Annotated in this window: 27 protein-coding genes; 17 read left to right on the forward strand and 10 right to left on the reverse strand. The window is 72.5% G+C overall.

The genetic code is table 11. The annotated features are described in order from the left end of the window. Window positions 1-200: 200 nt before the first annotated feature. Entirely contained in the window at window positions 201-719 is a 519-nt protein-coding gene (locus ACPA54_RS36605) for a hemerythrin domain-containing protein (RefSeq protein WP_423536529.1), read from the reverse strand. A gap of 136 nt (window positions 720-855) precedes the next feature. On the opposite strand from ACPA54_RS36605, the gene ACPA54_RS36610 reads away from it, so the two are divergent. The 5 genes from ACPA54_RS36610 to ACPA54_RS36630 all read left to right on the forward strand — a co-directional run bounded on the left by ACPA54_RS36610 (window position 856) and on the right by ACPA54_RS36630 (window position 3,397). Further along, on the forward strand, window positions 856-1,821 hold the full coding sequence (locus ACPA54_RS36610) for a TIGR03557 family F420-dependent LLM class oxidoreductase (protein WP_423536531.1): 966 nt from the start codon (window positions 856-858) through the stop codon (window positions 1,819-1,821). 89 nt (window positions 1,822-1,910) lie between these two features. Beyond that, window positions 1,911-2,330 (forward strand): hypothetical protein, encoded by a 420-nt coding sequence (locus tag ACPA54_RS36615; RefSeq protein WP_423536533.1) that lies wholly within the window; start codon window positions 1,911-1,913, stop codon window positions 2,328-2,330. A 40-nt stretch (window positions 2,331-2,370) separates the two neighbouring features. After that, on the forward strand, window positions 2,371-2,808 hold the full coding sequence (locus tag ACPA54_RS36620; protein WP_423536535.1) for a CBS domain-containing protein: 438 nt from the start codon (window positions 2,371-2,373) through the stop codon (window positions 2,806-2,808). Window positions 2,809-2,925: 117 nt separating this feature from the next. Next, window positions 2,926-3,144: a class I SAM-dependent methyltransferase gene (locus ACPA54_RS36625; RefSeq protein ID WP_423536537.1), complete on the forward strand. Its 219-nt coding sequence runs from the start codon at window positions 2,926-2,928 to the stop codon at window positions 3,142-3,144. Window positions 3,145-3,247: 103 nt separating this feature from the next. After that, window positions 3,248-3,397: a CDGSH iron-sulfur domain-containing protein gene (locus ACPA54_RS36630; protein ID WP_423536575.1), complete on the forward strand. Its 150-nt coding sequence runs from the start codon at window positions 3,248-3,250 to the stop codon at window positions 3,395-3,397. Here ACPA54_RS36630 and ACPA54_RS36635 read toward each other — a convergent pair. Genes ACPA54_RS36635 through ACPA54_RS36645 form a run of 3 tightly spaced genes read right to left on the reverse strand, consistent with a single transcriptional unit; the run spans window position 3,394 to window position 6,126 of the window. Next, entirely contained in the window at window positions 3,394-4,470 is a 1,077-nt protein-coding gene (locus ACPA54_RS36635; protein ID WP_423536538.1) for an iron-containing redox enzyme family protein, read from the reverse strand. The two genes, ACPA54_RS36630 and ACPA54_RS36635, sit on opposite strands and share 4 nt — an antisense overlap. Next, complete coding sequence (locus ACPA54_RS36640; protein ID WP_423536540.1) at window positions 4,467-5,678, reverse strand: carboxylate-amine ligase; 1,212 nt, start codon at window positions 5,676-5,678, stop codon at window positions 4,467-4,469. Before ACPA54_RS36640 ends, ACPA54_RS36635 begins: the two co-directional genes overlap by 4 nt. A gap of 55 nt (window positions 5,679-5,733) precedes the next feature. Further along, window positions 5,734-6,126, reverse strand: a complete 393-nt coding sequence (locus ACPA54_RS36645) for an STAS domain-containing protein (protein WP_423536542.1) — start codon at window positions 6,124-6,126, stop codon at window positions 5,734-5,736. Window positions 6,127-6,253: 127 nt separating this feature from the next. On the opposite strand from ACPA54_RS36645, the gene ACPA54_RS36650 reads away from it, so the two are divergent. Continuing rightward, window positions 6,254-6,625: a helix-turn-helix transcriptional regulator gene (locus ACPA54_RS36650; RefSeq protein WP_423536544.1), complete on the forward strand. Its 372-nt coding sequence runs from the start codon at window positions 6,254-6,256 to the stop codon at window positions 6,623-6,625. A 93-nt stretch (window positions 6,626-6,718) separates the two neighbouring features. Here ACPA54_RS36650 and ACPA54_RS36655 read toward each other — a convergent pair whose 3' ends face one another. The 6 genes from ACPA54_RS36655 to ACPA54_RS36680 all read right to left on the reverse strand — a co-directional run bounded on the left by ACPA54_RS36655 (window position 6,719) and on the right by ACPA54_RS36680 (window position 11,316). Continuing rightward, complete coding sequence (locus ACPA54_RS36655) at window positions 6,719-7,240, reverse strand: DUF5709 domain-containing protein (RefSeq protein ID WP_423536545.1); 522 nt, start codon at window positions 7,238-7,240, stop codon at window positions 6,719-6,721. 316 nt (window positions 7,241-7,556) lie between these two features. After that, window positions 7,557-7,826 carry an EF-hand domain-containing protein gene (locus ACPA54_RS36660; protein ID WP_423536547.1) on the reverse strand — a complete coding sequence of 90 codons (270 nt, stop codon included), beginning with the start codon at window positions 7,824-7,826 and terminating at the stop codon, window positions 7,557-7,559. Window positions 7,827-7,932: 106 nt separating this feature from the next. Beyond that, on the reverse strand, window positions 7,933-9,027 hold the full coding sequence (locus ACPA54_RS36665) for a porin PorA family protein (protein ID WP_423536548.1): 1,095 nt from the start codon (window positions 9,025-9,027) through the stop codon (window positions 7,933-7,935). 136 nt (window positions 9,028-9,163) lie between these two features. Beyond that, on the reverse strand, window positions 9,164-9,610 hold the full coding sequence (locus ACPA54_RS36670; RefSeq protein ID WP_423536550.1) for a nuclear transport factor 2 family protein: 447 nt from the start codon (window positions 9,608-9,610) through the stop codon (window positions 9,164-9,166). Beyond that, on the reverse strand, window positions 9,607-10,587 hold the full coding sequence (locus ACPA54_RS36675; protein WP_423536551.1) for an NAD-dependent epimerase/dehydratase family protein: 981 nt from the start codon (window positions 10,585-10,587) through the stop codon (window positions 9,607-9,609). The genes ACPA54_RS36670 and ACPA54_RS36675 overlap by 4 nt, the downstream gene beginning before the upstream one ends. A 75-nt stretch (window positions 10,588-10,662) precedes the next feature. Beyond that, entirely contained in the window at window positions 10,663-11,316 is a 654-nt protein-coding gene (locus tag ACPA54_RS36680) for a TetR/AcrR family transcriptional regulator (RefSeq protein WP_423536553.1), read from the reverse strand. Between the two features lie 162 nt (window positions 11,317-11,478). Between ACPA54_RS36680 and ACPA54_RS36685 the strand changes: the two genes are divergently transcribed. The 11 genes from ACPA54_RS36685 to ACPA54_RS36735 all read left to right on the forward strand — a co-directional run bounded on the left by ACPA54_RS36685 (window position 11,479) and on the right by ACPA54_RS36735 (window position 25,351). Then, window positions 11,479-12,063, forward strand: coding sequence for a TetR/AcrR family transcriptional regulator (locus ACPA54_RS36685; RefSeq protein ID WP_423536555.1), 585 nt, complete (start codon window positions 11,479-11,481; stop codon window positions 12,061-12,063). Between the two features lie 1,815 nt (window positions 12,064-13,878). Beyond that, the gene (locus tag ACPA54_RS36690; RefSeq protein WP_423536557.1) at window positions 13,879-15,036 is read left to right on the forward strand and encodes an agmatine deiminase family protein; all 1,158 of its coding nucleotides are present in this window, start codon (window positions 13,879-13,881) and stop codon (window positions 15,034-15,036) included. A gap of 131 nt (window positions 15,037-15,167) precedes the next feature. Beyond that, the gene (locus tag ACPA54_RS36695; RefSeq protein WP_423536559.1) at window positions 15,168-16,355 is read left to right on the forward strand and encodes an agmatine deiminase family protein; all 1,188 of its coding nucleotides are present in this window, start codon (window positions 15,168-15,170) and stop codon (window positions 16,353-16,355) included. A gap of 141 nt (window positions 16,356-16,496) precedes the next feature. Further along, window positions 16,497-17,249, forward strand: coding sequence for an urease subunit gamma (ureA, locus tag ACPA54_RS36700; RefSeq protein ID WP_423536561.1), 753 nt, complete (start codon window positions 16,497-16,499; stop codon window positions 17,247-17,249). Beyond that, on the forward strand, window positions 17,246-18,958 hold the full coding sequence (locus ACPA54_RS36705; protein ID WP_423536563.1) for an urease subunit alpha: 1,713 nt from the start codon (window positions 17,246-17,248) through the stop codon (window positions 18,956-18,958). Before ureA ends, ACPA54_RS36705 begins: the two co-directional genes overlap by 4 nt. 40 nt (window positions 18,959-18,998) lie before the next feature. Then, complete coding sequence (locus tag ACPA54_RS36710; protein WP_423536565.1) at window positions 18,999-20,006, forward strand: agmatine deiminase family protein; 1,008 nt, start codon at window positions 18,999-19,001, stop codon at window positions 20,004-20,006. Window positions 20,007-20,025: 19 nt separating this feature from the next. Continuing rightward, window positions 20,026-21,690, forward strand: a complete 1,665-nt coding sequence (locus tag ACPA54_RS36715; RefSeq protein WP_423536566.1) for an ABC transporter substrate-binding protein — start codon at window positions 20,026-20,028, stop codon at window positions 21,688-21,690. Further along, on the forward strand, window positions 21,687-22,649 hold the full coding sequence (locus ACPA54_RS36720; protein ID WP_423536568.1) for an ABC transporter permease: 963 nt from the start codon (window positions 21,687-21,689) through the stop codon (window positions 22,647-22,649). The genes ACPA54_RS36715 and ACPA54_RS36720 overlap by 4 nt, the downstream gene beginning before the upstream one ends. After that, window positions 22,646-23,503 carry an ABC transporter permease gene (locus ACPA54_RS36725; RefSeq protein WP_423536570.1) on the forward strand — a complete coding sequence of 286 codons (858 nt, stop codon included), beginning with the start codon at window positions 22,646-22,648 and terminating at the stop codon, window positions 23,501-23,503. The genes ACPA54_RS36720 and ACPA54_RS36725 overlap by 4 nt, the downstream gene beginning before the upstream one ends. A gap of 86 nt (window positions 23,504-23,589) precedes the next feature. Beyond that, entirely contained in the window at window positions 23,590-24,537 is a 948-nt protein-coding gene (locus ACPA54_RS36730; protein WP_423536577.1) for an ABC transporter ATP-binding protein, read from the forward strand. After that, a complete protein-coding gene (locus tag ACPA54_RS36735) occupies window positions 24,530-25,351 on the forward strand; it encodes an ABC transporter ATP-binding protein (RefSeq protein ID WP_423536572.1) in 822 nt (273 codons plus the stop codon). Before ACPA54_RS36730 ends, ACPA54_RS36735 begins: the two co-directional genes overlap by 8 nt. Window positions 25,352-25,408 lie beyond the last annotated feature (57 nt).

Below are 25,408 nucleotides of genomic sequence, written 5' to 3' on the forward strand. Positions count from 1 at the left end.
CCGTACGGCCTTCTCCGCGGGAGGGCTCCGGTGCGCCCGGCTTCTTCAGACGATAGGTGCCCCGGCACTGAGTGCCTGGCGGGCGGCGCATGTGCCGCCCATTCCGACCGAATCCCGAGGACTCCGGAATATCGATCTACACGCCACCTACCCAGGTTCCGGGAACGAAACCGGATACCGCCGGATTACCGGGCCGAAAGTCACGAGCGACCGGCGAGTGATGCGCCCCGGGCCCGGTCGGCGAGCGCCAGCTGCTGGGCGCGGGTGCAGGCGCCACGCAGCCGGACGAACACGCGGTCTTCCTCGTCCCGTATGTGCGCGGACACGCCGAGCCGCAGGCGTGCCAGCACGCCCGGGTAACGCTCGTCGTCCGGGTCCAGCATCCGCAACTCGTCGATCCGAACGGCGATTTCGTCACGGTCACGACGGCCCTTGACGACCAGGCCCACGCCGCCGGTGACGTGTTCGCGGACGGCGGGGTCGAGACAGGTCTCCGCCACGTCCAGGTGGCGGTCCATCCGGCCGGTCAGCTTCCGGGCGAGCTGCGCCCGCGCCCGGAATTCCGAAGCCTGTTGGAGAGCGGTCAGCAACCGCTCGATCTCGCGGTGCTCGGCGGTGAGTTCGTGGACGATGCCGGGGCGTCGGGCGGGCCCGGGCCCGTCGGCCGGCGCGGGTTGCGCCGGGTGTACGTCCTGCTGTGCCGCCCCGTTCGTGAACATGAGAGCACCTGTTGCCGTTCTGCCTCGGACCGTTTGTTGAAGGCTCGACTTGTCACCCCGGCGGCTGCCCCGCGACCCGCATTCGACACGAAGCGCGACGACGTTTCGCGGGAAGGCACCCGGCTAGCCGCAGGACATGGCACGTATCGGCTACACGATGATGACCGAGCACGCCGGCCCCCGTGAGCTGGTGGAACACGTCGCGCACGCGGAGGAGGCCGGGTTCGACTTCTCGGTGACGTCCGACCACTTCTCGCCCTGGCTCGCCGCACAGGGGCACGCCCCGTACGCATGGACCGTGCTGGGGGCGGCCGCCCAGGCGACCCAGCGCATACCGCTCATGACCTATGTGACCTGTCCTACCCTGCGTTACCACCCCGTCGTGGTCGCGCAGAAGGCCGCCACCCTGCAGTTGCTCTCCGGCGGACGCTTCCGCCTCGGGCTCGGGGCCGGGGAGAACCTCAACGAACACGTGATCGGCCGCGGCTGGCCGCCGCCCCGGATCCGGCACGAGATGCTCGACGAAGCGGTCGAGATCATCCGCGCCCTGTTTGACGGCGGCGAAGTCACCTTCCGCGGGCGCCATTTCGACGCGTCCGGTGCAAAGCTCTGGGACCTCCCCGACGAACCGCCGCCGATCGGCATCGCGATGTCGGGACCGCGCAGCGCGTCCCTGGCCGGACGGCAGGCCGACCTCGGCATCGCCGTCGAACCCGAGAAGGCACTCGTCGACGCGTTCCGGGAAGCCGGCGGCGCCGGCCGGCCGATGGTCGGCCAGCTCCCGGTGTCCTGGGACCCCGACCGCGACGCGGCGGTAGCACGCGCCCACGACCAGTTCCGCTGGTTCGGCGGCGGGTGGCGGGTGAACGCCAATCTGCCCGGGACCCAGGCGTTCGACGACGCCACGCAGTTCGTCCGCAAGGAAGACGTGGCCGCCGGCATCCCCTGCGGCGACGACGTGGACGCTTTCGCGTCCGCGGTCGCGGAGTTCCTGGCGGCGGGCTTCACCGAAGTGGCCTTGGTGCAGATCGGCGGCGACACACAGCACGGGTTCCTCGACTGGGCCCGGCGCCGCCTGCTCCCCGAACTCGCCCGGCTGTGACGCCGCCGCGTCCCCGACCGGACCGGTCGGCGCCGAGGCTTCTCCGAACCGGCACGATTGATCCGGCCCAGCCGGGTAGCCGCTCCGGCATGAATACGCCATCGATACCGCGGCCGGCCGCCGCCCGCGGCGCGACCCGGCGACCGGAGCCCCTGCCCGGGACCCGGCGGGCCGGTATCGGCGGAGCCCTCCTGGCCGGCCACGCCGCCGGGATGCTCCTGTGGTTCGTCGCCCGGGCCGTACGCAAGCACCGGAACCGCCCCACACCGCACGAGGACAGGCCGACGTACAGCGAACACCCGCTGCACTCCGAGCCCCGGCTGCACGCCGTCCCCGAAGTCCGGGACGACTTCGCGCCGCACTTCGTCCTGAAACCCGGCCCGCTCCCCGGCCCCACCGAACCCCGCGAGCCCAACGAGACGCCCCGGGACGGGAAGCGCCGCACCGCCCGGCACCTGGCGGGATTCGGCACCCTCCCCACCCGCCCGCGCCACGACGACGCGTCGTGATCCCACCGCAACCGACAACGCAACCGACAAGGAGCCCGGAATGACCCTCGTCGACCCGGACCACCGGACCGTGAGCGACCTCATGACCCACGAACCGGTCACCGTGAGCCCGCAGACCTCACTGACGGACGCCGCACGCTGCATGCGCGACGGGGACATCGGCGATGTCCTCGTGACCGACGGCGACACGCTGGTCGGCGTGGTCACCGACCGCGACCTGGTGGTCCGCGGCATGGCCGAGCACCGCGACCCCGACGACACCGCCGTCGGCGTCCTGCACAGTGGCGACGTCGTGACACTGGCCCCCGACGACTCGGTCGACCATGCCGTCTACCTGATGCGCAGCCGGGCACTGCGCCGGCTCCCCGTCGTCGACGGCGACCGCGTGGTGGGCATCGTCTCCCTCGGCGACCTCGCCATCGAGCAGGACCCGACCTCCGTGCTCGCCGACATCGGTCTTGCGGATCCGGACGCATGACCGATCCGGCCGCCGGCCCGCACCCCGCCGTGATTCCCCTGGATCGCGCGGCCGATGCGGTCCGGCGGCCGACTCCTGCGGGGCCGGCGCGCCGCCTTGGGCCGCTTCCGCGCGTGCGTGGCGGGAGGGCGCTTCGACGTGGTGCCGGCGAACCCGCCCTACGTGCCCGGACCGGACACCGCCCTGCCGACGCATGGCCCCGCCCTGGTGACCCGGGAACCGGAGCCGTTCGGGCCGGTGATGTCGGCGCGGGCGGCCCATCCGGAGGAACGCGGCCTGATCGCCCCAGGGTGCCGGGAAGAGGAGCTGGTGGTGATCCGTGCGGACCGAGGATGAGTGGGAAGCGCAGCGGGGGACGGGGCGGGCACGCGGTACGCGGTCCGCGGCCAACGGGCGGGGTACGGCACATGTGACGGTCGTTCCACGCGGACCCGCGCTGATGCGCGGACCGGTGGAGGTCGACATGCCGGACGGCGGCACGGCCCGTTCGGACCGCGTGGTGGTGGCCGTCTGCCTCTGCCGGCGGAGCAAACGGATGCCGTGGTGCGATACGAGCCACCGGCGCCCGGCCGCGCGCGCTGTTTCCTAACCGCCCGACACCGCGTCGATCCCGGGCAGCAGCGACGAACGCCCCGCCTGCCAGGCACCCAGCACATGCGCGGTGAAGCGGCTCTCGACGGCGTCCGTGGCCCGGATGCCGAAGACCACGTCGTCGGCCAGTTCCGGTTCGCTGTCGAGCAGGACGTCGAGGACTTCGCGCCGCATCAGTTGTTCGTGCACGGCGTCCGCCTCGATGTGCTCGGTGAAGAAGCGCGCACACGCGGGGTCCTCGACCCCGGCCGCGTCCAGGGCGCGGGCGAGCCTCGCCGCGCTCGGTGGGGTGCTCGCCTCGGCTGCCGCGAAGTGGCCTGCCATCATCGCGCGGCGGGACCGATGCCAGCCGAACAGCGACATCAGGTTCACCACCGCGAGCATGGGCGCAGGGACCCGGTCGAGGTAGGCGCCGTACGCGGCGTCCAGGCCGAGACCGCGCATCAGGTCGGCGAAGAGCACGGCGTGCATGCCGTCCCGGGTTCCGCCGCCGTACTCGTCGAACTCGACGGTCACCACGCCCGCTTTCGCGCGCCCGGACAGCCGGGGGATGAGCAGGGCGTGCGGGTCGGCCTCCTTGAGGTGGTAGACCGACCGGTGGACGACGTACTCCCGCAGCAGATCCGGATCGGGATGCGCAAGCAGGTACTGCGCGAGGCCGGGGTCGTCGTCGGAGTCCGCCGTGAGCAGGCCGGTCAAGGCCGCGTCCACGTCGCCGGGTGCCCCGACGCCGTGGGCGTCGCCGCTGCCCGCGGTGCCGGTGTCCGTGCGGAGCGCACTCAGGAACCGGGTCTCCAGCTCGCCGCGTACCCGGTGCAGGTCCAGGTCCCATTCCCAGTCGGCGTCGACGTCGCGGAAACCGCGGTAATGCAGTTCGTAGCAGGCATAGAGCGCCAATTGGGCGTCCTCGCCCCACGCGTCGGGCGCGTCGGTGCCCAGGGCGTCGACCCCGCTGCCCGGCGGCCGATGCAGCGCACGGATCACCGCGTCGGACACGGGGCCGCGGGCGCGGGGGAGGGGGCCCGTCTCCGGAGGGATTGCCGGGCGTCGTCCGGTCGTCACGGCGGTCATCGCATCCTCCCGCAGTCGGGGGTCGGCCGGGCGAAATCGTGTGCGGTGCCACCGACGACCGCGAGCGGCTCCGGTGGTGGGTCCGGCCGGATGGCCACAACGCCCGCGGCCGCGGCGAGGCCGCCGCGTGCGGCGGCACGGCGCTGCCGGGCCGCACCGGTGCCCTGGCGCACGATGCGGTGTAGGTAGGTCCGCACCAGCTGTCCGTCGCCCGACTCCTCGAGACCGGGCGCGGCGTGCGTCAGCAGCTTGCCGACCAGGGACAACGCGGACGTGGTGCGGCCGTCGGCGAAGTCGACGGCGGGGCCATCCAGCCCGTACCGGGCGGCCGCCCACACCGCCGCCGCGGCGACCCCGTCGCCCGTCGGCGGCGCGGTCCGTCCGGCGGCCAGATCGTGGAGTGCGCGGACGACCAAGGCCCGCGTCAGGCCCGCTTGGAGGACCGCCTCGTCGACGGTCGCGGCGGCGTCCGCGGCCCGGACTTCCACGGTCGGCACGTGCTCGGACGGACGCGCGTACCAGAACGTCATCTGCCGGTCGACCGTCGCGCCCGCGGCCAACTGCGCGTCCATGGCGCGGTCGTAGGCGGCGGCGTCCGCACACCACGGCGGTACGCCCGCGCCCGGGAACCGGCGCTGGCTGACGGCGCGCCAGCTCGCGCAGCCGGAGTCCACCCCGCGCGCGTACGGCGAGTTCGCCGACAAGGCCAGCAACGTCGGCAGCCACGGCCGCAGGTGGTTGACCACGGCGACCGCGGTCTCCCGGTCGGGTACGCCCACGTGCACGTGGCACCCGCACGCGGGGTAGTCGGCGGTCACTCCGGCGTACCGCTCTTCGATCGCGCGGTAGCGCTCGTCCCGGCTCACCGCCAACGGCACGGTGTGGTCGAGCGCGAACCCCGCGGAATGCAGGTCCGCCCCTACCGCCGCAGCGGCCGATGCCAGCGCCGTACGGCTGTCGCGCAGGCCCGCGCGCAGCTCGGCCAATCCGCTCGTGACCGTCGACGCGGTTTCGATCTGGGAGGCCAGCAGCTCGCCCTTGAATTCGGCCGACACCGCCACGGCGGGCACCCGGGCAAGGACGTCGGAGGCCAGCGGGACCGGCCGCTGCGTCGCGGGATCCACGGTGAGGAACTCCTCCTCGACCCCGACCGTGGGCAGCGTGGCGTCGGCCGCTCCGTGCCGTGCGACTCCGTCATGCTCGGTCATGCCGCGGCGGCTACCCGGACGACGGGCTCCGACACCCCTCCCGCGCCCCGCGGTGTCAGCCGCTCTTCGACGTCGGGCCCGGTTCACCGTCGACGAGGGTGAACAGCGGCGTGGTTCCGGTCAGGCGCAGCAGGTCGCGCACCTGCTCCCCGGCGTCGACGGTCAGGGTGCCGCCCCAGTCCTCGAGCCGGCTGCGGGTGTCCAGCAGGATGTGAAGACCGGCGCTGTCGGCGAACGGCACCGCGGCCAAGTCGATGTGCAAGGCCGCCGGGTGGCCGCGCAGCGCGGCGGATACGGCACGCCGCAATTGCGGCGCGGTGTCTTGGTCGAGTTCTCCCGCGACGCACACCTGCACGCGGTGGTCCCCGTCGCGGCGCACGTCGATCGTCAGCAACGCGACCGGGGGCGGGTGCACCGCCGGACCTCCGTCGTGCGGTGAGCGGGACATGGCGTGCCTCCGATGAGGCTGATAACGGGACATTTCCAGCCTGCGGCTCCGGACGGTCACCCGCAAGAGAAAACCGGAAAAATTTCTCAGGTGAGACATATCGGGTAATACACGTCATCATTTACGTATGAGCGAGACTCATGGCGGCTGGACGTTCCTCACGAACCACGCCCGCGTGCTGGCAGCTGTCGCCCGCGACCCGCACGCGCGGGTGCGCGACATCGCCGCGGAATGCCGGCTGACCGAGCGCACCGTGCAGGCCATCATCACCGACCTCGAACAGGACGGTTACCTGACCCGCACCCGCAGCGGCCGCCGCAACACCTACCGGGTGGTCCCGGGCACTCGGCTGCGCCACCCCGCGGACCGCGGCCGCCCCGTCGACCACACCCTCGACTTGAGCCCCGAGCCGGGCACGAACGGCGACGGGCCGGGCAACGGTGCCGCCGCGGCGGCACAGGAAGCCCCGGACGCCGACGCGCCGTCGGAACGCGGCTGACACGCCCGCGGCGCGGGCACGCGTCGACCCGGACCGGCACGGCGGTCCGGGTCTCGTCTCGTCTCGCCTCGTCTCGAGTCGGGTCGGGTCGGGTCAGGGGGTCTGCGGGTCGTCCGGGGACTCCGGGTCCGGGACGTCGGGTTCGGCTTCCGGGGACTCGTCCGGCTCGGGGATCGTGTGCACGGCGGCTTCCTCCGCGGACGCGGCACCCCCGTCGATCCCGACGTCCTCCGCTTCGAGGTCCGCCGCGGTGCGCCCGGGTCCGGGCTCGCTCGCGACCAGGCGCCCCGTGCGCGCGGCACCGGCCTGGTCGTCGACGGGTTCGCCGGCCCCGCCCGGGAGGTCGCCCGTGTCGTCTCCCGCAGGCACCGCCACATCCGGGACTTCGCGCGCCAGCAGGTCGTCGAGCGACTCGCCCGACTCCTGCTCTTCCTGTGTGGTTCCGAAGTCCTCTACCGCAAGCGGCCGTTCCGGAGGCGAATAGCCCTCCTCCATGGTGTCGTCCAGGCTGCGTTCGTCGAGGACGTTCTCCGGATCGAAGGCGTCGTCCGGCGGATTGCCGGTGTCGTCGTTCGAGGGCTGGTAGACGTCGTCGCCCCGTGCGTCGTCCGACATGGCGGCCGTCCTTTCCGTGAGGCTGCGGACGTCCGCGCGGCTACCCGAGGTGCGGGCGGTGAACCGGGGAGCGCGGGTCAGGTCACCGGTTCGGGCGATGGGCCGGGGCCGGGCAGGGGGCCGGGCCGCGGGCCCGGTTCCGGTCCGGGCGCCGGCGGAGGCTCCGGGTCGGGTTCCGGCTGCGGCGGGGCGGGCGGCGCGGGATCGGGTGTGCCGGGTCCCGGAATCGGTCCGGGCAGCGGCCCGGGGCCGGGACCCGGGCCGGGACCGGGGGCGGGCGTGGGGTTCGGCGGGACGGGGTCGTTGGGGGGTGTCGTCATGGCGAGCGCTCCCGGCGGGTGTGGGCACCGGAGTCCGGTGCGGCGTCGGCGTGGGCGAGAAGCTCCAGGAACTCGCCGAAGTCGATCGAATGCGAGCCGTCCGCGTCGTAGCGGCGCAGCAGGTGCTCCACACCGGCCGCTTCCGACGCACAGCCGAGGTCCTTCAGCGCCGCCATCAGCTGTTCGGCGGTGAGGTGCCCGTTCCTCTCGAGGTCGTGGCGCTGGAACGTGTCGAAGTAGCGGACGCGGTCGTCGTGGCTGGTCATGGCCGTTCCCTTCCGGCGGGGCAACGGCACGTGCCGCGGTTGCGCCCTGTCCGCCCGTCGCTACCCGGCTCCGCGCGAAGCATGCCGGGCAGCGGGCGGGCGCAGGTCAGGCGGTCGGCGGGGTGGTCGGCGGCGCAGTCGGCGTCGACGGGGGCGTCGACGGCGGCGGTGTCGCCGTGCCGCGGGGGCGGCGGCGTCGGATGAGCAGGACCGCGGCGATCAGGAGGGCGCCGACGATGCCCACGATGACGGGGAGAATGGTGCCCACGAAGTTGATGACGTCATGGGCGTCCTTGGCGTCGTTCGCCGCGTCGCTCACCGACTTGGGCGTCTGCTGGTAGGTGACGTCCGAGACCGGGAGCAGCGGGAGGAACGCGCCGCTGCCCGGGTCGACGATCCCGGCCACGCGCTGCTGGGCGCGCGCCGTGTCGATCACGATGCCGCTCTCGGGATGGATCCAGAACGTGTCGGTGCTCTCCAGCGTGTAGGCGAGCGGGACCGGGTCGGGCATCGTCTGCAGCAACTGGGCCAGCTGCAGCTTCGCCTGGGGCGTGAGGGTCCCGAGCTGGCCCACGAGTGCCAGGGTCGCCTTCGGGACGGCCGGCGGCAGACTGGCGAGCACCTGGGCGTCGGTGATCCGGGTGGGCGGCAAGTGCGCGTCGTACACGTAAGTGCCGACACCGGACTTGCTCTCCGAACGCGTGTACGTCAGCGGCGTGGTGGTCTCGGTCTCCGGCCGCCAGCCGACGTACGTCTTCTTCAGCGCGCCGAGCGGCCAACTCACCGTCAGACCCTTGGCGTCGACCACCTGCCAGCTCGACGGGTGGCTGGTGGTCGCCTCGAGCGTCTTGCGGTTGACGGCGTACTTCCAGTCCGTCTTCTCGACCGTGGTGCCCGCGGCGGCCGTCGTCCGGCTGTCGCTGACCAGGGCCGTGTTGCCCGAGGTCTTCTCGACCTTCACGGTCCGCTGGACCGTCAACGGGACGTTGGTCTTGATGGCCCCCGCAACGTTGCCCTTCGCGACTTCCTGGGCGTCCACGAGGGTCTTGAAGGTGCCGGCGTAAGAGCGTGTGGTGTCGGTGTCGTCGGGCAGCCGCTTCACATAGTCCGGCGTGACGACGTACGCCAGCACGAATGCCGCGGCGATCAAGGCCAGACCCACCACGACGCCGATGCCGCGGAACACGGTGTTCATCCGCATGATCCGCTCTCCCACTCAAATAGGCCGCTGATCGCGCTCCTGCTTGAGCCCAGTGTTTCCGGGATGCCTCGGTGCCGCTTCCGCTGAGCGCCCGTCCGTGTGACGCGTCCCGCCGTCCGGGTGACGGGCCGCCCGGTCAGCCCAAGTGCGGGTACGGGCCTTGGCGCCAGTCCCCGGAGACGGCACGCCGCACGATGCGCCAGCCGTCCGCGGTTCGGGCGACGTGGTCGTGGTAGCGGACACCGACGACCAGGTTCTCGGGGTGCTCGGTGCCGGCCGGTTCGGCCTTGAAGTGGTAGGCCACCGCGTAGGTCTCGACGTGCACGCCCCCGGTGGCGTCGTCCACGTCGGCGAGCTGGTTACCCATGAAGTGCATGGTGACGGGGAAGAACTCGACACCGGGGCGGAGCTGTTCGAGGTAGGCGTCGATCGGGAGCGCGGCGCGCGAGCCGTCGACGAAGGCGTCGTCGGCGAAGCAGGAGCGGACCAGCGCCCAGTCGCGCCGGTCGATGCCTCGCGCGTACAGGAGGGGAAGGCGCATCGCGGCGTATTCCGCGTCCCGCCGGTCGGTGGGGGTGCTCATCGCCGGGTGGCCTCCAGCCAGTCGAGGGTGCGGCGCAGGCCTTCGTCCAGACGAAGCGGCGTGTGGCCGAGGCGCGCCTTCGTGAGGGCGTCGGTGTAGTAGGGCGTGGGGAAGGTCCGGTTGGCGAGCGCGACCAGGCTGGGTCCGGACGAGCGCTGCAACTCGGCGTCCGCGGCCAGGAGGTCGGCGGTGATGTCGCGTACGCGGTGCTCGGCTCCGGCGAGTTCGCAAGCGCGGTTGAGGAACTCGGCCATGCTGCAGACGTCGTCGGGATGCGCGAACGCCAGGTACTTCTCGCCCGCGACGCCGCGGTCGAGCGCCGCGACGGTGACCGCGGCGACGTCGTCCGCATACGACCACGGAATCGGGAAGTGCACGGTGGCGTCGATGCCGCCGCTCAGCGCGAGCAGGATGCGCAGGTTGTAGCTCGGTGCCTCCAGCGCCCGGCCGGGCACGGGGGAGGGGCCGAACGTGCCGCCGGGGATGACGACGCACGCGTCGAGCCCTTCGGCGGCCCGGCGCATGACCTCCAGGAAGGCGGCCTTCTTGGAGACCGAATAGGGGTCGCCGGGCGGGTCGTCGAGCACCGGGGACTGCTCGCTGAGCGGCCGGTCGGTGTAGTCGAAGTAGGTCGTCGTGCCGAGGGCGACGACGCGCCGGGCGCCTACGTGTGCGGCGGCGTCGAGGATGTGCCCGAGGCCGCCCGTGTTGACCCGCGCGTGCTCGCCGGGATCCTGGTTCGCACCACCGAGGACCGCGGCGGAATGGACGACGAACTCGGCGCCCTTCGCGGCGGCGAGGACGTCCGCGGCGCTGGTGATGTCGCCTTCGGCGAGCGTGACGCCGAGGTCGCGCAGCGGCCCGCTCTCGCTCCCGGGCCGGACCAGCGCCCGGACGTCGTCGCCGCGTTCGCGCAGGCGTCGGCAGATGTTGGCGCCGATCAGTCCGGTGGCTCCGGTGACGAGGACGGTGGGCACGGGCTCCCCTTCCGTTCGGGCGGGTGGCACTGGCACGACGGGAGGCACCCTAATTTTGTTGCTTGAGGAAAGCAATCATTCGGCGAGGTCGCGGGTGCGGCTGTGCGCACGGGCGGGATGCGGCCGTGCCGCTTCGCGGCGGGCGGGGTGCGGCGGCTGCGGTCCGAGTTCCAGGGTCAGGGCGCCGCGGAGCAGGAAACGTGCCCGCTCCAGGGGCAGCGAACCGGCCAGCCAGCGTTCGCTCAGGCCCTCGACGAGGGCGGTCAGCCGCTCGGCCGCGTCGGTCGCGGCCACGGTCGCGACGATTGCGCCGGTGTCCTGGCCGTGGCGGATCAGCGATTCCGCGTCCCGGACCCACCGGGCGGTCGCCTCGCGCACCTGGCGGCCCAGGTCCGGTTCGAAGACGGCGCTCGCCCGGAACTCGCCCCACGCCGTGCTGTTCTCCCGCACCTCGGGGACGTCCTGGAGTTCGAGCAGCAGCATGTCCTCCAGCCGCCCCCGCGGATCCCGGTCCGGGTCGCCGGCGGAACTCGTGTAGCGCTCGGCGCGCTCGTTGATGAACTCCCAGGTGTGCTGCATGAGGCCGGCTCGGTCGCCGAAGTGGTAGTAGACCAGCCCGACGGACACCCCCGCCTCCGTGGCCAGCTCCTCCACCCGCAGGCCGCGCACCCCGCGCCGCGCGATGAGTCCGGCGGCGGTTTCCAAGATCAACGACTGACGGCTCGACACTGTGGCACCCCACCGGGGTGGCGCCCGGCCGCCCCCTCGTGCTGACTGAATATTCAGTCATCGTAGCGTGCGGACAGCCCTGTGATCACGGGAAACGCCGCGGCGGCCGGTGCCCGGGCGGGGCGCGTGGTGCGCCAGGGCCGGACGGTAGGGTGGCGAACCATGGCCCAGGACCGTCGTACCGTGATCATGGAAGCCGCGGCGCGGCTCATCGCCCGCCGTGGGGTCCGGGGCCTGCGCATCGAGGAACTGGCCGCCGAGGCCGGGGTATCCAACGGCCTCATCTACTACCACTTCAAGGACCGCGCCGGAGTCCTGCGCGCCACCCTGGAGTTCATCAACAACCGCGCCGAGCGCTACACGGCCGAGCACGTCGCCGCCGAGCACCTGGCGGACCCGCGCGCGGTGCTGGAGCAGACGCTGCTCCTGGAGTTCCAGGACACCGCCGAGGTGCGGGAGAACAGCACGGCGTGGGGCGAGTTGCGGGCCAGCGCGATGTTCGACGTCCTGCTGCGCGCGGATCTCGCGGAGGCCACACGGGTGTGGGACGGCGAGGTCGCCGACCTGATCGCGGCGGTCCTGCCGGCCGTGCCGGGGGACCGGGCGTTGGAGGCCGCCCAGCGCCTCACGGCACTCCTCGAGGGGCTGAGCGGCCGCTGGCTGAGCGAGGGGCTCACGCTGGACCGGGCCCGCGCGCTGATACTCGGCGCGATCGACGGGGAGCTGGACGCGCTGGGCCGCGCCTGACGGGGCGGCGGCTTCAGCCGATCGACGTGGCGGGGGGCTGACCGGCCGGCGTGCGGGGCGGCGGACCTGCTGACCTGTCGGACCTACTGACCTGTCGGATCGGCTGGCCTGTCAAACCGGCTGACCGCGTGACCGCGTGACCGCGTGATTGCCCGACCGCCCGACCGCCCGACTGGCTGGCCTGCCTGGCCGACTTGGCCGATTTGGTGGGCGAATGACACGCGACGGGCCGATAGATCCCGGTCGATCCGGTGGACTCGAGGGAGTCGACTGCTCGGGCCGGTCTGCCGGTCCCGCACAGTCGATGGCCACGGCCGAGCCCCGCGCCGCTTGGGTGCGCATGGCGCAGCGCAGAAAGCCGCGCGCCCCAAGCGCCACCGCCCGTCAACTCCCGTGACCTGCAAGGGTGGTGGTGGTTATCCCGCCGGTTCTTCGTGTGGGGGTGCGCGTGTCCTGCGGGCGTGGCGGCGGGCGGTGGTGAGGGGGTTGTCTGGCTCGCGGGGGTGTCGGCGGGTTGTGGCGCCGGTTCCTGGTGAGGTGCGCGGGTGCTGTGCGCGTGGCGGTGGGCAGTGGTGAGCTTCGGGTCTGGAGTGCGTCGGGCGGGGGTTGCCTGGCTCGCGGGGGTGCCAGCGGGTGGTGGTGCCGGTTCCTCGTGTGGGGTGCACGCCGTGCCGCGCGCGTGGCGATGGGCGGTGTGAGGCCCGGCACTTTCGTCGTGTGGGGTGCGCGTGTGCTGTGCGCATGGCGGTGGGCGGTGGTGGGACTCGGGTCCGGGGTGTGTCGGGCGTGCTTGTCTGACTCGCGGCGGATGCCGGCGGGTGGTGGTGCCGGTTCCTCGTGTGGGGTGCACGGGTGCTGTGCGCGTGGCGGTGAGCTGTGGCGGGACTCGGGTCTGGGGTGTGCCAAGCATGGCTGCCCGAGTCACGTGGTGGGTGGCGGGTTGTGGCGCCGGTCCTCGTGTGAGGAGTGCGCGTGCTGCACGCGTGGCGGTGGGCGGTGGGCGGTGGTGAGACTCAGGCCCGGGGTGCGTCGGCGTGGTTGCCTGGCTCGCGGCGGATGCCGGCGGGTGGTGGTGCCGGTTCCTCGTGTGGGGTGCACGGGTGCTGTGCCCTTGACGGCGGGCTGTGGCTGGACTCGGGCCTGGGGTGCGCCAAGCCTGGCTGCCTGACTCGTGGGGTGGCGCCGACTCCTCGTGTGGGGAGTGCGCGTGGCGGTTGGCGGTGGTGAGGTCCGGCCCCGGGTGTCGCGTGCCGGGTGGCAGGGTGCGTCGCGCGGCTATCGGTCTTCACGGGCGAACCTGGGCGCACGCCCCGGCCTGTCGGTGGGGGCCGGGGCAGTCCCGTCGCCTTGTCCGTAGCCGAATCCTCTCCGCAGTATTGACTGACTTTTCAGTCAGTGGAACAGTGTGGGCACACCAGGACGGCCCGCCGCCCGGCAGCCCCCGATCGCGGGGCGCGGGGTCGGCAGGCCGGTCCGGTGGCTCGAGAACCGCCGAAACCGCCAGAACCTCCGGGACCGTCCGGCGGGGCGCCGGTGTCGTGCGCGTCCCCGTGCCGCCGCAGCTCCGACGTCCACCCCGAGCGATCGAACCTGGGCGTTTGCTCGCCGCAGTGCCCGTCCAGCCGAGGGTTCGTCTCCAGGGCGTTCGCTCGCCGCTCAGTTCGTCCACCCGAGGGTTCGGGCGCCGCAGTGCCGCCCACCCGGGTGTCCGTTCGCCGCGGTGTTCGGTCACCCCCGGTTCGCCCGCACAGCCCGTCCACCCGAGTCCATCCGTGCCGCCCGACGGCGGAGCTATCACCCGACAGGGAGTCAGCCATGCATGGAGCGCGCAGCAATATCCCCAGCCCCGCATCGGAGGCCGCCGGCGCAGGTCCCTCGCGCCGCAGCGTGCTCGGCGGGGTCCTGCTCGGCGCGGCCGGCCTCGCGGTCGGCGGTCAAGCAGTCCTGGCCCCCGCCGCGCGGGCCGCGGCGGCCCTGCGGGTGCCGTCCGACGACGTCGCGCACGTCCGCACCTGGATGGCGTGGCCTGCGAGTTCCGCCATCTGGGGCCGTCAGCTGACCGGTGTGCATAACGACATCGCCCTGATCGCCAAGACCATCGCCCGGTTCGAGCCGGTGGTCATGTGCGCGCCGGACGCCTCCAGTGCGAGCGCCGCGCGCGCCAAGTGCGGCTCCACGGTCACCGTCATCAGCTCGATCCCCGTCGACGATCTGTGGGCTCGCGACACCGCGCCGGTCTTCCGTACCGACGGGCAAGGCGGCCGCGACGCCATCGGCCTGGGGTTCAACGGTTGGGGGAACAAGCAGACCCATGCCAAGGACGCCCGGGTCGCCGCGAACATCGCCGCCTACGACCGACTCGCCTTCACCCGCGTCGGATTCACCGGCGAGGGCGGCGCGATCGAGACCGACGGCGACGGCACCGTGATGGCCACCGAGTCCAGCCTGGTCAACAGCAACCGCAACCCCGGAATGACCAAGGCGCAGGTCGAGCAGGCCGTGCTGGCCGCCTACGGCGCGACCAAGATGATCTGGGTGCCCGGCATCAAGGGGCAGGACATCACCGACGACCACATCGACGCCACGTCGCGCTTCATCGCCCCCGGTGTCGTCATGGTGCAGGTCCCGCCCGCGAACCGCACCGACATCTGGGCGCAGGACGCCCGCAAGCAGCTCGCGATCCTGTCCGTCGCGACGGACGCCCGCGGGCGCCGCCTTCGGGTCATCCGCATCGACGGCCCGGACACCCTCCGCTCGACGAACCCGGACTTCGTCGACTCCTACGTCAACTTCCACGTCTGCAACGGCGGCGTGGTCATGTCCCAGTTCGGCGACCGGACCAAGGACGAGGCGGCCCGCCAGGTCGTCGCCGCCGCGTACCCCGGCCGCCAGGTGGTGCAGCTCGACACCGACCGCGTCGGCGGCGGTGGCGGCGGCATCCACTGCAGCACCATGCAGGAGCCGGTGCCGTAAACCGTCCTCCCGCATCGAATCGCACCGAACCGCAGCACACCGAACCGAACTGAACTGAACCGCACCGAACCGCACCGCCCCGGGTGTCGGCCGTCTCCGGCGCCCCTCGTACGCCCCTCCCGGAGTTCCCCGTGTCCGCTGTCTCCCCGTCCCGTCGTGCCGTGTTGCGCGGCCTGCTCGGTGCCGGTGCCGTCGTCCTCGGCGCCACCGCCTGTGCCGCCGAGGACGCAACACCCGGCGACTCGGGGGAGACCGCCGGTCCGCAGGCTTCGGGAGGGGCGGCCACGGGCTCTCCCGGGTCTCCGGCCCGCCGGATGGGCGCCGAGTGGGATCGGCACGAGCGCACGTTCATGGCGTGGCCGGCCTCCACCGGGATCTGGGGCGAGGACCTGACCGCGGTACGCGAGGACATCGCCGGGCTGGCCCGTGCGGTCGCCGCGTACGAGCCGGTCGTCGTCCTGGCCGCCGCGAACCAGCAGGACGCCGCGCAGAAGGCGTGCGGGAGCGACACCGAGGTCGTCGCCGTCCCCGTCGACGACCTGTGGGCGCGGGACACCGTGCCGGTGTTCGTCGAGGACGGCGGCACCGTCACCGGGGTCGACTTCAACTTCAACGGCTGGGGGAACAAGCAGCGCCACGACAACGACACCCGGGTCGCCGAGGCCGTCCTCGCGCGCTACGGCATCGACCGCAGCCAAGCACCCCTGGTCGCGGAAGGCGGCTCGTTCGAGACCGACGGCCGCGGCACGCTGCTCGTCACCGAAAGCTCGGTGGTCAACGACAACCGCAACCGGGGCAAGGGCCGGCAGCAGATCGAGGACGAACTCAAGCGGACGCTGGGCGTCACGCGTGTGGTCTGGTTCGCGGGCGTCCGCGGCGAGGACATCACGGACGCGCACGTCGACTGCCTGGCCCGGTACGCCGCGTCCGGGGCCGTCCTGCTGGACACGCCGTTCCCCGGCGGCCCCGCGGACTCGTGGACGCGCGCCGGCGACCAGGCCCGCACCGTGCTCGAGCGCGAGACCGACGCCCAGGGCAAGCGCTTCCAGGTCGTCGACCTCCCGCAGCCCGACCCGGACCTGATCACCGGACGCGGCGACGCGTTCGTGTCCAGCTACGCCAACTTCTATGTGGCCAACGGCGCGTTGTTCATGCCGCGGTTCGGCGACAAGCGCGCCGACGACCGGGCGCGGCAGATCCTGCGCGACCACTTCCCCGGCCGGGAGATCGTGCCCGTCCCGATCGACGCCGTCGCGTCCGGCGGCGGCGGCATCCACTGCGCCACCCACGACCAGCCGGCCGCGCCCGCTGCCCGCTAGACCCCCACCCGGGCAGAACCGCCACCCGGGCAGAACCACCCCCCGGCAGACCGCCACCCCGCCACCCCGCCAGACCGCCGCGAGCCGGCCGCCCCGAGCCGCCCGCTCTGTTTCGCCTGCCCCGAACCACCTGGAGACACCGTGCAGTTGACCCCGACCGAGCGAGATCGGCTGCTGCTGTTCACCGCGGCCGAACTCGCGCGCCGACGCCGCGCCGCCGGGCTGCTGCTGAACATGCCCGAGGCGACCGCGCTGATCGCCGACACCGTCTGCGAGGCGGCCCGCGCCGGGCACCGCTTGGCGGACGCGATCGCGGCCGGGCGCGGCGTGCTCGGCCCGGACGACGTGCTGCCGGGCGTCGTCGACCTCGTCACCGAGGTCTACGTCGAAGCCGTGTTCCCGGACGGCACCCGGCTCGCCGTGGTGGCCGACCCCTTCGGCCATCCCGGCAACGGCGACGCCGCGCCCGGCGCGGTGATCCCGGCGGTCGCGACCGCCCCCGGCCCCGAGCCCGCGCTGCTCCTCGCCGTGCGCAACACCGCGGCGGTCCCGGTCAGCGTCACCTCGCATTTCCACTTCTTCGAAGCCAACCCGCGCCTCCGCTTCGACCGGGCCGCCGCCTACGGCATGCGTCTGGCGGCGCCCGCGGGCGCGTCGACCCGGTTCGACCCCGGGGCCGACGTGCAGGTCGGCCTGGTGCCGATCGGCGGCGCGCGCATCGCGATCGGTTTCGCGGGCTTGGTCGACGGGCCGCTGGACGCCCCGGGCGCCAAAGCAGAGGCGCTGCGCCGCGCGGCGGCCTGCGGCTACCTCGGTGCCGAAGCCGACCAGTCCGCCGGCCGCGCGGACTCCATACCCGGTCCCGAACCCGTGCTCGGAAAGGAACTCCCGTGAGCGGCAGCACTCTTGACGCCCATGACTATGCGGCCGTGCACGGCCCCCGGGCCGGCGACCGGATCCGCCTCGGCGACTCCGGACTCGTCGTCCGCGTGGAGTCCGACGCGCAGGCCCCCGGGGACGAGTTCCTGGCCGGGTTCGGCAAGACCGCCCGCGACGGCCTGCACCTCAAAGCCCTGACGGTGCGTGAGACGTGCGACGTGGTGATCAGCAACGTCGTGGTGATCGACGCGATCCAGGGCATCCGCAAGGTGTCCATCGGCATCCGGGAAGGACGCATCGCGTCGATCGGGCGGGCCGGCAACCCGGACACCCTCGACGGCGTGGACGTCGTCGTGGGCACCGGCACGGCGATCGTGTCCGGCGAGGGCCTTATCGCCACGGCGGGTGCGATCGACACCCACGTCCACCTCCTCAGCCCCCGCATCATGGAGGCGTCCCTGGCGTCGGGCGTGACCACGATCATCGGCCAGGAGTTCGGGCCGCTGTGGGGTGTCGGCGTCAACTCGCCGTGGGCGCTGCGGCACGCCTTCAACTCGTTCGACGCGTGGCCGGTGAACATCGGCTTCCTGGGCCGCGGTTCGGCCTCCGATCCGGCGCCGCTCGTCGAAGCGCTCGCGGAAGGCGGCGCCTGCGGGTTCAAGGTGCACGAGGACATGGGCGCGCACGCCCGCGCCCTCGACACCGCGCTGCGGGTGGCCGAGGACCACGACGTGCAAGTGGCGCTGCACACCGACGGGTTGAACGAATGCCTGTCGGTCGAGGACACGCTGGCGGTGCTGGAAGGCCGCACCATCCACGCCTTCCACATCGAAGGCTGCGGCGGCGGGCACGTCCCGAACGTCCTGAAGATGGCCGGGGTCGCCAACGTCATCGGCTCGTCCACCAACCCCACGCTGCCGTTCGGGCGGGACGCCGTGGCCGAGCACTACGGCATGATCGTCTCGGTCCACGGCCTCAAGACGGACCTGCCCGGCGACGACGCCATGGCGCGCGACCGCATCCGGGCCGGGACGATGGGCGCCGAGGACCTCCTGCACGACCTGGGCGTCATCGGCATCACGTCGTCCGACGCCCAGGGCATGGGCCGCGCGGGGGAGACCGTGCGCCGCACCTTCGCGGTCGCCGGGAAGATGAAGCACGAGTTCGGCCCGGCGGACGGGGACGGGCCGGACGACGACAACGCGCGCGTGCTCCGGTACATCGCGAAGCTCACCATCAACCCGGCCATCGCGCACGGTCTTTCGCACGAGATCGGCTCGATCGAGGTCGGCAAGCTCGCCGACATCGTGCTGTGGCGCCCGGCGGCGTTCGGGGCGAAGCCGCAGATGGTCCTCAAGTCCGGGTTCCCCGCCTACGGCGTCACCGGCGACCCGAACGCCGCCACCGACAACTGCCAGCCCCTGGTGATGGGTCCCCTGTTCGGCGGGCACGGCGCGACGCCGGCCGACCTGTCGGTGGCCTTCGTGAGCCGGGCCGCCGCCGAGTCGGGGTCGGCCGACCGGCCTTACGACGGCATGACCACGCGCCGCCGCCGGGTCGCCGTCCGCGGCACCCGCGGTATCGGCCCCGCCGACATGGTGCACAACGCGCGCACCGGACACGTGCAGGTCGACGCCCGCACCGGCCTGGTGACCCTCGACGGCACCCCGGTGCACTCCGAAGCCGCGGACGAAGTCCCCCTGAACCGGCTGTATTTCCTCTGAGATCCGCCAAACGAACTCCACCGAACGAAACGAGAAGCCCGTGAACTACCGCATGCCCGCCGAGTGGACCCCCCACGACGGCTGCCTCATGGCCTGGCCCACTCGGCCCGAGCTGTGGGGCGACATGTTCGACCACGCCAAGCGCGAGTACGCCGCCGTCGCGCGCGCCATATCCGCGTTCGAGCCCGTCACGATGGTCACCGTCCCCGGCTCGGCCGAAGACGCCCGCGAACTCTGCGGGGACGGCATTCAGATCATCGAACTCCCCATCGACGACTCGTGGTTCCGCGACTCCGGACCGATCTTCGTGCTGGACGAGGCGGGTTCGCGGGCGGGTGTCGACTTCCGCTTCAACTCCTGGGGCGGCAAGCACCACCCGTGGGACGCCGACGACAAGATCGCCGCGGCCCTCACCGACGTGCTCGGCGACCCGCGGATCGGCTCGCACATGATCCTCGAAGGCGGCGCCATCACCGTCGACGGCGAAGGCACCCTCATCACCACCGAGCAGTGCCTGTTGCACCCGAACCGCAATCCGGGGATGAGCCGCGCCGAGATCGAGGCCGAGCTGAAGGCCCGCCTCGGCGTCACCAAAGTCGTCTGGCTGCCGTACGGCGGGCTCCTCGACACCGAGACCGACGGACACGTCGACGGCGTCTGCGCGTTCACCGCACCCGGCAAGGTCATCGTGCAGCTGCCCGCCGACCCGGCACACCCCGACTACGCACGCATGCGGGCGAACCGCGCGGTGCTGGAGGCGTCCACCGACGCCCAGGGGCGGCCGTTCGAGATCACCGACGTCACCCAGGCCGCGTTCGTCGAGTGGGGCGGCCAGGAGATCGAGGTCGGCTACCTCAACTTCTACATCGCCAACGGCGGCGTGGTCGTGCCGGTCGCCGACCACCCGGAGGACGCCGGCGCGCTCGCCGTCATCCAGGCCGCCTTCCCCGACCGCAAGGTCGTCGGAGTCCCGACCCGCACCGTCGCGTTCGGCGGCGGCGGCGTCCACTGCATCACCCAGCAGGTCCCCGCCGCGCACACCCGATGACCACCGAAGGAAACCTCCGATGACGAGACCCGCTCCCCACGCCCGCGGCCGCGCGCGCCACCTGCGCCGGACGGTGCTGCCGGTCGCCGCCGCCGCGGCGGCCTTCGCGATGGTCGCCGGCTGCTCCGGGCCGCCCAAGCACGACCCGGCCCAACAGGCCGCGAACTACCGGCTGTCCCCGGGCACCCCGCCGGCCAAGGGCGACATCGACTCCTACCGCTGGGCGCTGTACGCCGAACCGCTCACCCTGGACTACACCGCGGCGTTCGACTACCCGCAGAACACGGTGCTCTCCAACGTCTGCGAGAGCCTGATGCGCTGGACCCCGCAACTGACCATGGCACCGGGCCTGGCGCAGAAGGCGTCCAACCCGGACCCCACCACCTGGGTGTACGACTTGCGGCCCGGGGTGAAGTTCCACGACGGGTCGGTGATGACCGCCGACGACGTGGTCTACAGCTTCGGCCGCCAGATGGACCCCGAGATCGGCGCCGCGTGGGCCGAGTCGTTCGAGAACGTCGACACGGTCACCGCCACCGGACCGCTCCAGGTCACCGTCAAGCTCAAGCAGGCCGACTCGCTGTTCCCGCAGCTCATGGCCACTGCGGCGGGCGTGGTGGCGAGCAAGAAGGGCGTCGAGGCGGCCGGCAAGGACTACGGCACCACCGGCAGCCTCGACTGCACCGGCCCCTACAAGCTGGGCGACTGGGCCAAGGGCCAGTCGCTCAAGCTGGAGCGCTTCGACGACTACTGGGGCACCAAGGCCAAGGCGAAGACCGTCGAGTTCGCCTTCCTCACCGACGCCTCGGCGCGCACCAACGCGATGCTCAGCGGCGAGGTCGACGGCGGCTTCCTCATCCCCAGCGAAAGCTACGAGCGGCTGCGCACCAGCGGCGCCGGCACCCTGTACTTCGGCGAAGGCCTGAGCACCCTCAACGTCAACGTCACCAGCATGAAGGGCACCCTCGCCGACGTCCGGGTGCGCAAGGCCCTGTCGATGGCGCTGGACCGCCCCGGAATCGTCAAGACCGCCCTCGCGGGCAACGGCACGCCCACCGGCTCGCTCACCCCACGTGCCGCGTGGGCGGGTGCCCCGGCCGATGCGCAGGCCGCCGCGTTCGACCACCTGCCGCCGAGCACGCAGGACATCGAGCAGGCCAAGAAGCTCGTCGAGGAAGCCGGTGCCAAGGGCAAGACGGTGACCGTCGCCACCAGCCCGATCGGCCAGGACGTCTCCCTCGTCGCCACCGCGATCCAGGACGCCGGCACCCGGATCGGCCTCAAGGTCGAGCTGAAGACCATCGCCCCCGACGCGTTCTCGGCGCTGTTCACCGACCCGAAGGCCCGCGAGGGCATCGACATGTTCCCGGAGACGTACTACCTGTCCGTCACCGACCCGGTCGACCTGCTGCGGAACTTCCGCACCGGCGGCTACCAGAACCACGCGGGCTACAGCGACGCCGAGTACGACGCCCTGGTCGCCAGGATCACCGAGACCTACGACCCGGCGCAGCGGTTCGCGCTGGAGGCGAAGCTCCAGCAGAAGGCCGCGGACGACGTGCTGTGGATGCCCATAGCCGAGTGGCCGTCGACGGTCTTCCTGAACAAGAAGATCACCGGCGCGCCGACGACCATCGCCTACATGTACTACCCGTGGGCAGCGGATGTGGGGGCCGCGGGGTGAATTTCGTGAGATTCGCCGTCCGGCGGCTGCTGGAAATGGCCGCCACGCTGCTCGGCGCTTCGTTCGTGGTCTTCGGCGCGATGTACCTCGCGCCGGGCAATCCGGCGAGTTTCCTGCTGGGAGGGCGGTCGGCTTCGCCTGCCGCCCTCGCGGCGATCGACAGGCAGTACCACCTGAACGACCCGTTCATCGAGCAGTATCTGCGCTGGCTCGGCAACATCCTGCGCGGCGACTTCGGCCGGTCGATCGAGTACCGCACCGACGTGTCCCACCTGCTCGCCTCGCGCCTGCCCACCACCCTGCTGCTGGTCGGCATGGCCCTCGTCGTCGTGGTGGTGCTCGGGCTTGCCCTGGGCTGGGCGGGCGCGGTGCGCGGCGGCGCGACCGACTCGGCGATCCTCGTCGGGACCACCTTCGCGATCGGCACCCCGGCGTTCGTCGCGGCGATCCTGCTGCAAGGCTTCTTCGCGGTCGAACTCGGCTGGTTCCCCTCCAGCGGGAGCGGCAGCGGCGACGGCTTCGGCGCCATGCTGTGGCATCTGACGCTCCCGGCCGTCGCGCTCGCGCTCTACCTCGTCGGCATGCTCGCCCGGGTCACACGCAGCGCCATGCTCGAGGAGCTCAATTCCGAACACGTCGCGGTCGCCCGCAGCCGCGGCGTGCCCGAACGCCACGTCATCAGCCGGCACGTCTTCCGCAACGCCCTCGGCGCGGTGCTGACCACCGGCGGACTCATCGTCTCCAGCCTGCTGGTGTGCACCGTCCTCGTCGAGACGGCGTTCAGCGTCGGAGGCATCGGACAACTCCTCGAACTCTCTTCCACCACCAAGGACTTCCCGGTCGCCCAGGCCATCTCCCTCATCATCGTCGGCCTGTTCATGACGGTGAACCTGCTCATCGACCTCCTGCTGCCGGTCGTCGACCCCCGCATCACCCTGGGAGCGAGGGCCACCGCATGAGCATGACGTTGGTACGCCGCCCCGGACTCGCCCGGCTCCGCGCGACCGGCCGCGGCCCCTTGTACCTGGCGAGCGCCGGGTTCGTCGCGCTCGTCGTGACGGTCGCCGTGCTCGCGCCGTGGATCGCCCCCCACGACCCGAACACCGTGGAACTGGGCAACGCGCTCGCCGCGCCGTCCGGGGACCACCTGCTCGGCGTGGACGCGGCCGGCCGCGACACTCTGTCCCGGCTTGTGGAGGGCGCCCGCACTTCGCTCCTGGGCCCGCTCGGCGTCGTGGTGCTGTCCACACTCGCGGGCGGTGCCGTCGGCGTGATCGCCGGATGGCGGGGCGGATGGCTCGACTCGTTCCTGTCCCGCACCACCGAACTCACGCTCGCCTTCCCCGGACTGCTGCTCGCCATCCTGTTCACCTCGGTGTACGGCGAAGGGCTCGTCGCGCCGGTCGTGGCGCTCTCGATTGCGTATCTGCCGTATGTCGCCCGGCTGGCCCGCTCCCTCGTCCTGGCCGAACGCGAACGCCCGTACGTGGCCGCCTACCAGGTGCAAGGCCACTCCGGCACCGACATCTGCCTGCGGCACGTCGTCCCCAACATCGCGCCCGTCGTCCTCGCCCAATGCACCGTCAACTTCGGCTACGCCCTCATCGACCTGGCAGGCCTGTCCTTCCTCGGCCTCGGCGTACCCGCCCTCACCCCGGACTGGGGACGCATGGTCTTCGACGGCAAGTCCGCGATCCAGAGCGGCTACCCGCTGTCCGCGGTCGTCCCCTGCGCCGTGATCATCCTGACCGTCGTCGCGTTCAATGTCGTCGGCGAACGCTGGGCCGACAAGGTCGCCGGGAGGAACCGATGAACACGACCAAGCACAGCCCGGCGGGCAAGACACTCTCCGCGGCCCGCGGGGTTTCCCACGCTGCGCTGGAGATCCGCGGCCTCCGGATGCGCCTGCCGCGCACCGTCCGGCCGGTCCTCGACGACGTCGACCTGACCGTCGGCACGGGGGAGACCGTGGCCTTGGTCGGTGAATCCGGCTCCGGCAAAACCCTCACCTCGCGCGCCGCCCTGCGGCTGCTGCCGGGTGGCGCCACCACGGAAGGCACGGTGCGCGTGGCGGGCGAGGACGTCCTCGCCATGAACACCCGGCAACTGCGCGGCCTGCGCACCCAGACCGCGGCGATGGTCTTCCAGGACCCGCGGGCCGCCATCAACCCGCTGCGCCGCATCGGCGACTTCCTCACCGAGAGCATGCGGCTCAACAAGATCATGACACCGGCTGCCGCGGAAGCCCGCGCGGTCGAACTCCTCGAAGCCGTCGGCCTCACCGCGGACGTGCTGCGCCGCCACCCGGGTCACCTGTCCGGCGGCATGCTGCAACGCGTGATGATCGCCGGCGCGCTCATGGGCGACCCGGCGCTGCTGCTGGCCGACGAGCCCACCACCGCGCTGGACGTCACGACACAGGCCGAGGTCGTCGCTCTGCTCGGCGACCTGCGCGCCCGGTTCGGCACCGGGCTGCTGTTCGTCACCCACGACCTGGGCCTCGCGGCGGCGATCAGCGACCGCGTGTACGTCATGTACGCCGGTCGGATCGCCGAAACCGGGCCCGCGGCATCGGTGTTCGCACGGCCGAGGCACCCGTACACGAAAGCGCTCCTGGACTCGACCCCCAGCCTGGACGCGCCGCAGGGACGACTTGCCGCCATCGACGGGCAACCCCCGGACCTGCGGCAGGAACTGGCGGGCTGCCCGTTCGCGCCGCGCTGCGCTTTCGCCAGCGACCTGTGCAGCACCGAGGCACCCCGGCGCATGCCGGCCCGCGGCGAGCCGGCGCACACCGCCACCTGCCACCACAGCGACCGTCTCGAAGGGAGGCGCGGCGATGCCTGACCCCCTGCTCGAAGTCCGCGGGCTGTGTCGCACGTTCGGCGAGGTGCATGCCGTCGACGAGGTGTCCTTCACGCTCCCCGACGGCGGCTCGCTGGGTATCGTCGGCGAGTCCGGCTCCGGGAAGACCACCACCGCCCGCATCGTCGTGGGCCTCGACCGCGCCGACGCGGGGAGCGTGCGGGTCCGCGGCCAGGAGCGGACGGCGCAGCCCCGCGGGCGCGCCGAGCGCCTGGCCCGGGCCCGCCAGATCCAGATGGTCTTCCAGGACCCCTACCTGTCGCTCGACCCGCGCACCAGCGTCGAAGCCGTGCTCCGCGAGACCCTCAAACTGCACCGGCCCGCCACCGACCCGGCCCCGCGGATCCGCACGCTCCTCGACCAGGTCGGCCTGGGCACCCGGGCCGCCGACGCGCTGCCCCGCGAACTGTCCGGCGGGCAGCGGCAGCGCGTCGCGATCGCCCGGGCGCTCGCCGTCGAGCCCGCCATCCTCGTCCTCGACGAGGCCGTGGCCGCGCTCGACGTGTCGGTACAGGCGCAGATCCTCAACCTCCTCACCGACATCCGCGAGGAGACCCGCATCGGCTACCTGTTCATCACCCACGACCTCGGCGTCGTCCGGTGCGTCACCGACGACGTCATCGTCATGCGCCGCGGCCGGATCGTCGAATCCGGCCGCACCGCCGACGTCCTGGCCCTGCCGAACCACGCCTATACCCGCCTGCTCATGGACTCCGTCCCCCGCCCGGGCTGGGACCCCCACGCCATAGGCGCAGCCCGCCGCGCGCTGCAGGCGAGCGAGCCCGGCACCCTCTGAAAGCCGAACCGGCCGCGGGGGCGCGGGGGGGGTGGGCGAGACGCCGGCCGGGGGGCG

The organism is Uniformispora flossi, from assembly GCF_049534875.1.
Taxonomy (GTDB): Bacteria; Actinomycetota; Actinomycetes; order Streptomycetales; family Streptomycetaceae; genus Yinghuangia; species Yinghuangia aomiensis.

Bases quoted from the DNA above. Each gene is read 5' to 3' on its own strand.
- ACPA54_RS36640 (WP_423536540.1), bottom strand. From the start codon at position 5,678: ATGACCGAGCATGACGGAGTCGCACGGCACGGAGCGGCCGACGCCACG.
- ACPA54_RS36690 (WP_423536557.1), top strand. From the start codon at position 13,879: ATGCATGGAGCGCGCAGCAATATCCCCAGCCCCGCATCGGAGGCCGCC.
- ACPA54_RS36735 (WP_423536572.1), top strand. From the start codon at position 24,530: ATGCCTGACCCCCTGCTCGAAGTCCGCGGGCTGTGTCGCACGTTCGGC.
- ACPA54_RS36635 (WP_423536538.1), bottom strand. From the start codon at position 4,470: ATGACCGCCGTGACGACCGGACGACGCCCGGCAATCCCTCCGGAGACG.
- ACPA54_RS36660 (WP_423536547.1), bottom strand. From the start codon at position 7,826: ATGACCAGCCACGACGACCGCGTCCGCTACTTCGACACGTTCCAGCGC.
- ACPA54_RS36620 (WP_423536535.1), top strand. From the start codon at position 2,371: ATGACCCTCGTCGACCCGGACCACCGGACCGTGAGCGACCTCATGACC.
- ACPA54_RS36645 (WP_423536542.1), bottom strand. From the start codon at position 6,126: ATGTCCCGCTCACCGCACGACGGAGGTCCGGCGGTGCACCCGCCCCCG.
- ACPA54_RS36610 (WP_423536531.1), top strand. From the start codon at position 856: ATGGCACGTATCGGCTACACGATGATGACCGAGCACGCCGGCCCCCGT.
- ACPA54_RS36605 (WP_423536529.1), bottom strand. From the start codon at position 719: ATGTTCACGAACGGGGCGGCACAGCAGGACGTACACCCGGCGCAACCC.
- ACPA54_RS36665 (WP_423536548.1), bottom strand. From the start codon at position 9,027: ATGCGGATGAACACCGTGTTCCGCGGCATCGGCGTCGTGGTGGGTCTG.
- ACPA54_RS36730 (WP_423536577.1), top strand. From the start codon at position 23,590: ATGCGCCTGCCGCGCACCGTCCGGCCGGTCCTCGACGACGTCGACCTG.
- ACPA54_RS36715 (WP_423536566.1), top strand. From the start codon at position 20,026: ATGACGAGACCCGCTCCCCACGCCCGCGGCCGCGCGCGCCACCTGCGC.
- ACPA54_RS36650 (WP_423536544.1), top strand. From the start codon at position 6,254: ATGAGCGAGACTCATGGCGGCTGGACGTTCCTCACGAACCACGCCCGC.
- ACPA54_RS36615 (WP_423536533.1), top strand. From the start codon at position 1,911: ATGAATACGCCATCGATACCGCGGCCGGCCGCCGCCCGCGGCGCGACC.
- ACPA54_RS36630 (WP_423536575.1), top strand. From the start codon at position 3,248: ATGCGCGGACCGGTGGAGGTCGACATGCCGGACGGCGGCACGGCCCGT.
- ACPA54_RS36685 (WP_423536555.1), top strand. From the start codon at position 11,479: ATGGCCCAGGACCGTCGTACCGTGATCATGGAAGCCGCGGCGCGGCTC.
- ACPA54_RS36725 (WP_423536570.1), top strand. From the start codon at position 22,646: ATGAGCATGACGTTGGTACGCCGCCCCGGACTCGCCCGGCTCCGCGCG.
- ACPA54_RS36670 (WP_423536550.1), bottom strand. From the start codon at position 9,610: ATGAGCACCCCCACCGACCGGCGGGACGCGGAATACGCCGCGATGCGC.
- ACPA54_RS36655 (WP_423536545.1), bottom strand. From the start codon at position 7,240: ATGTCGGACGACGCACGGGGCGACGACGTCTACCAGCCCTCGAACGAC.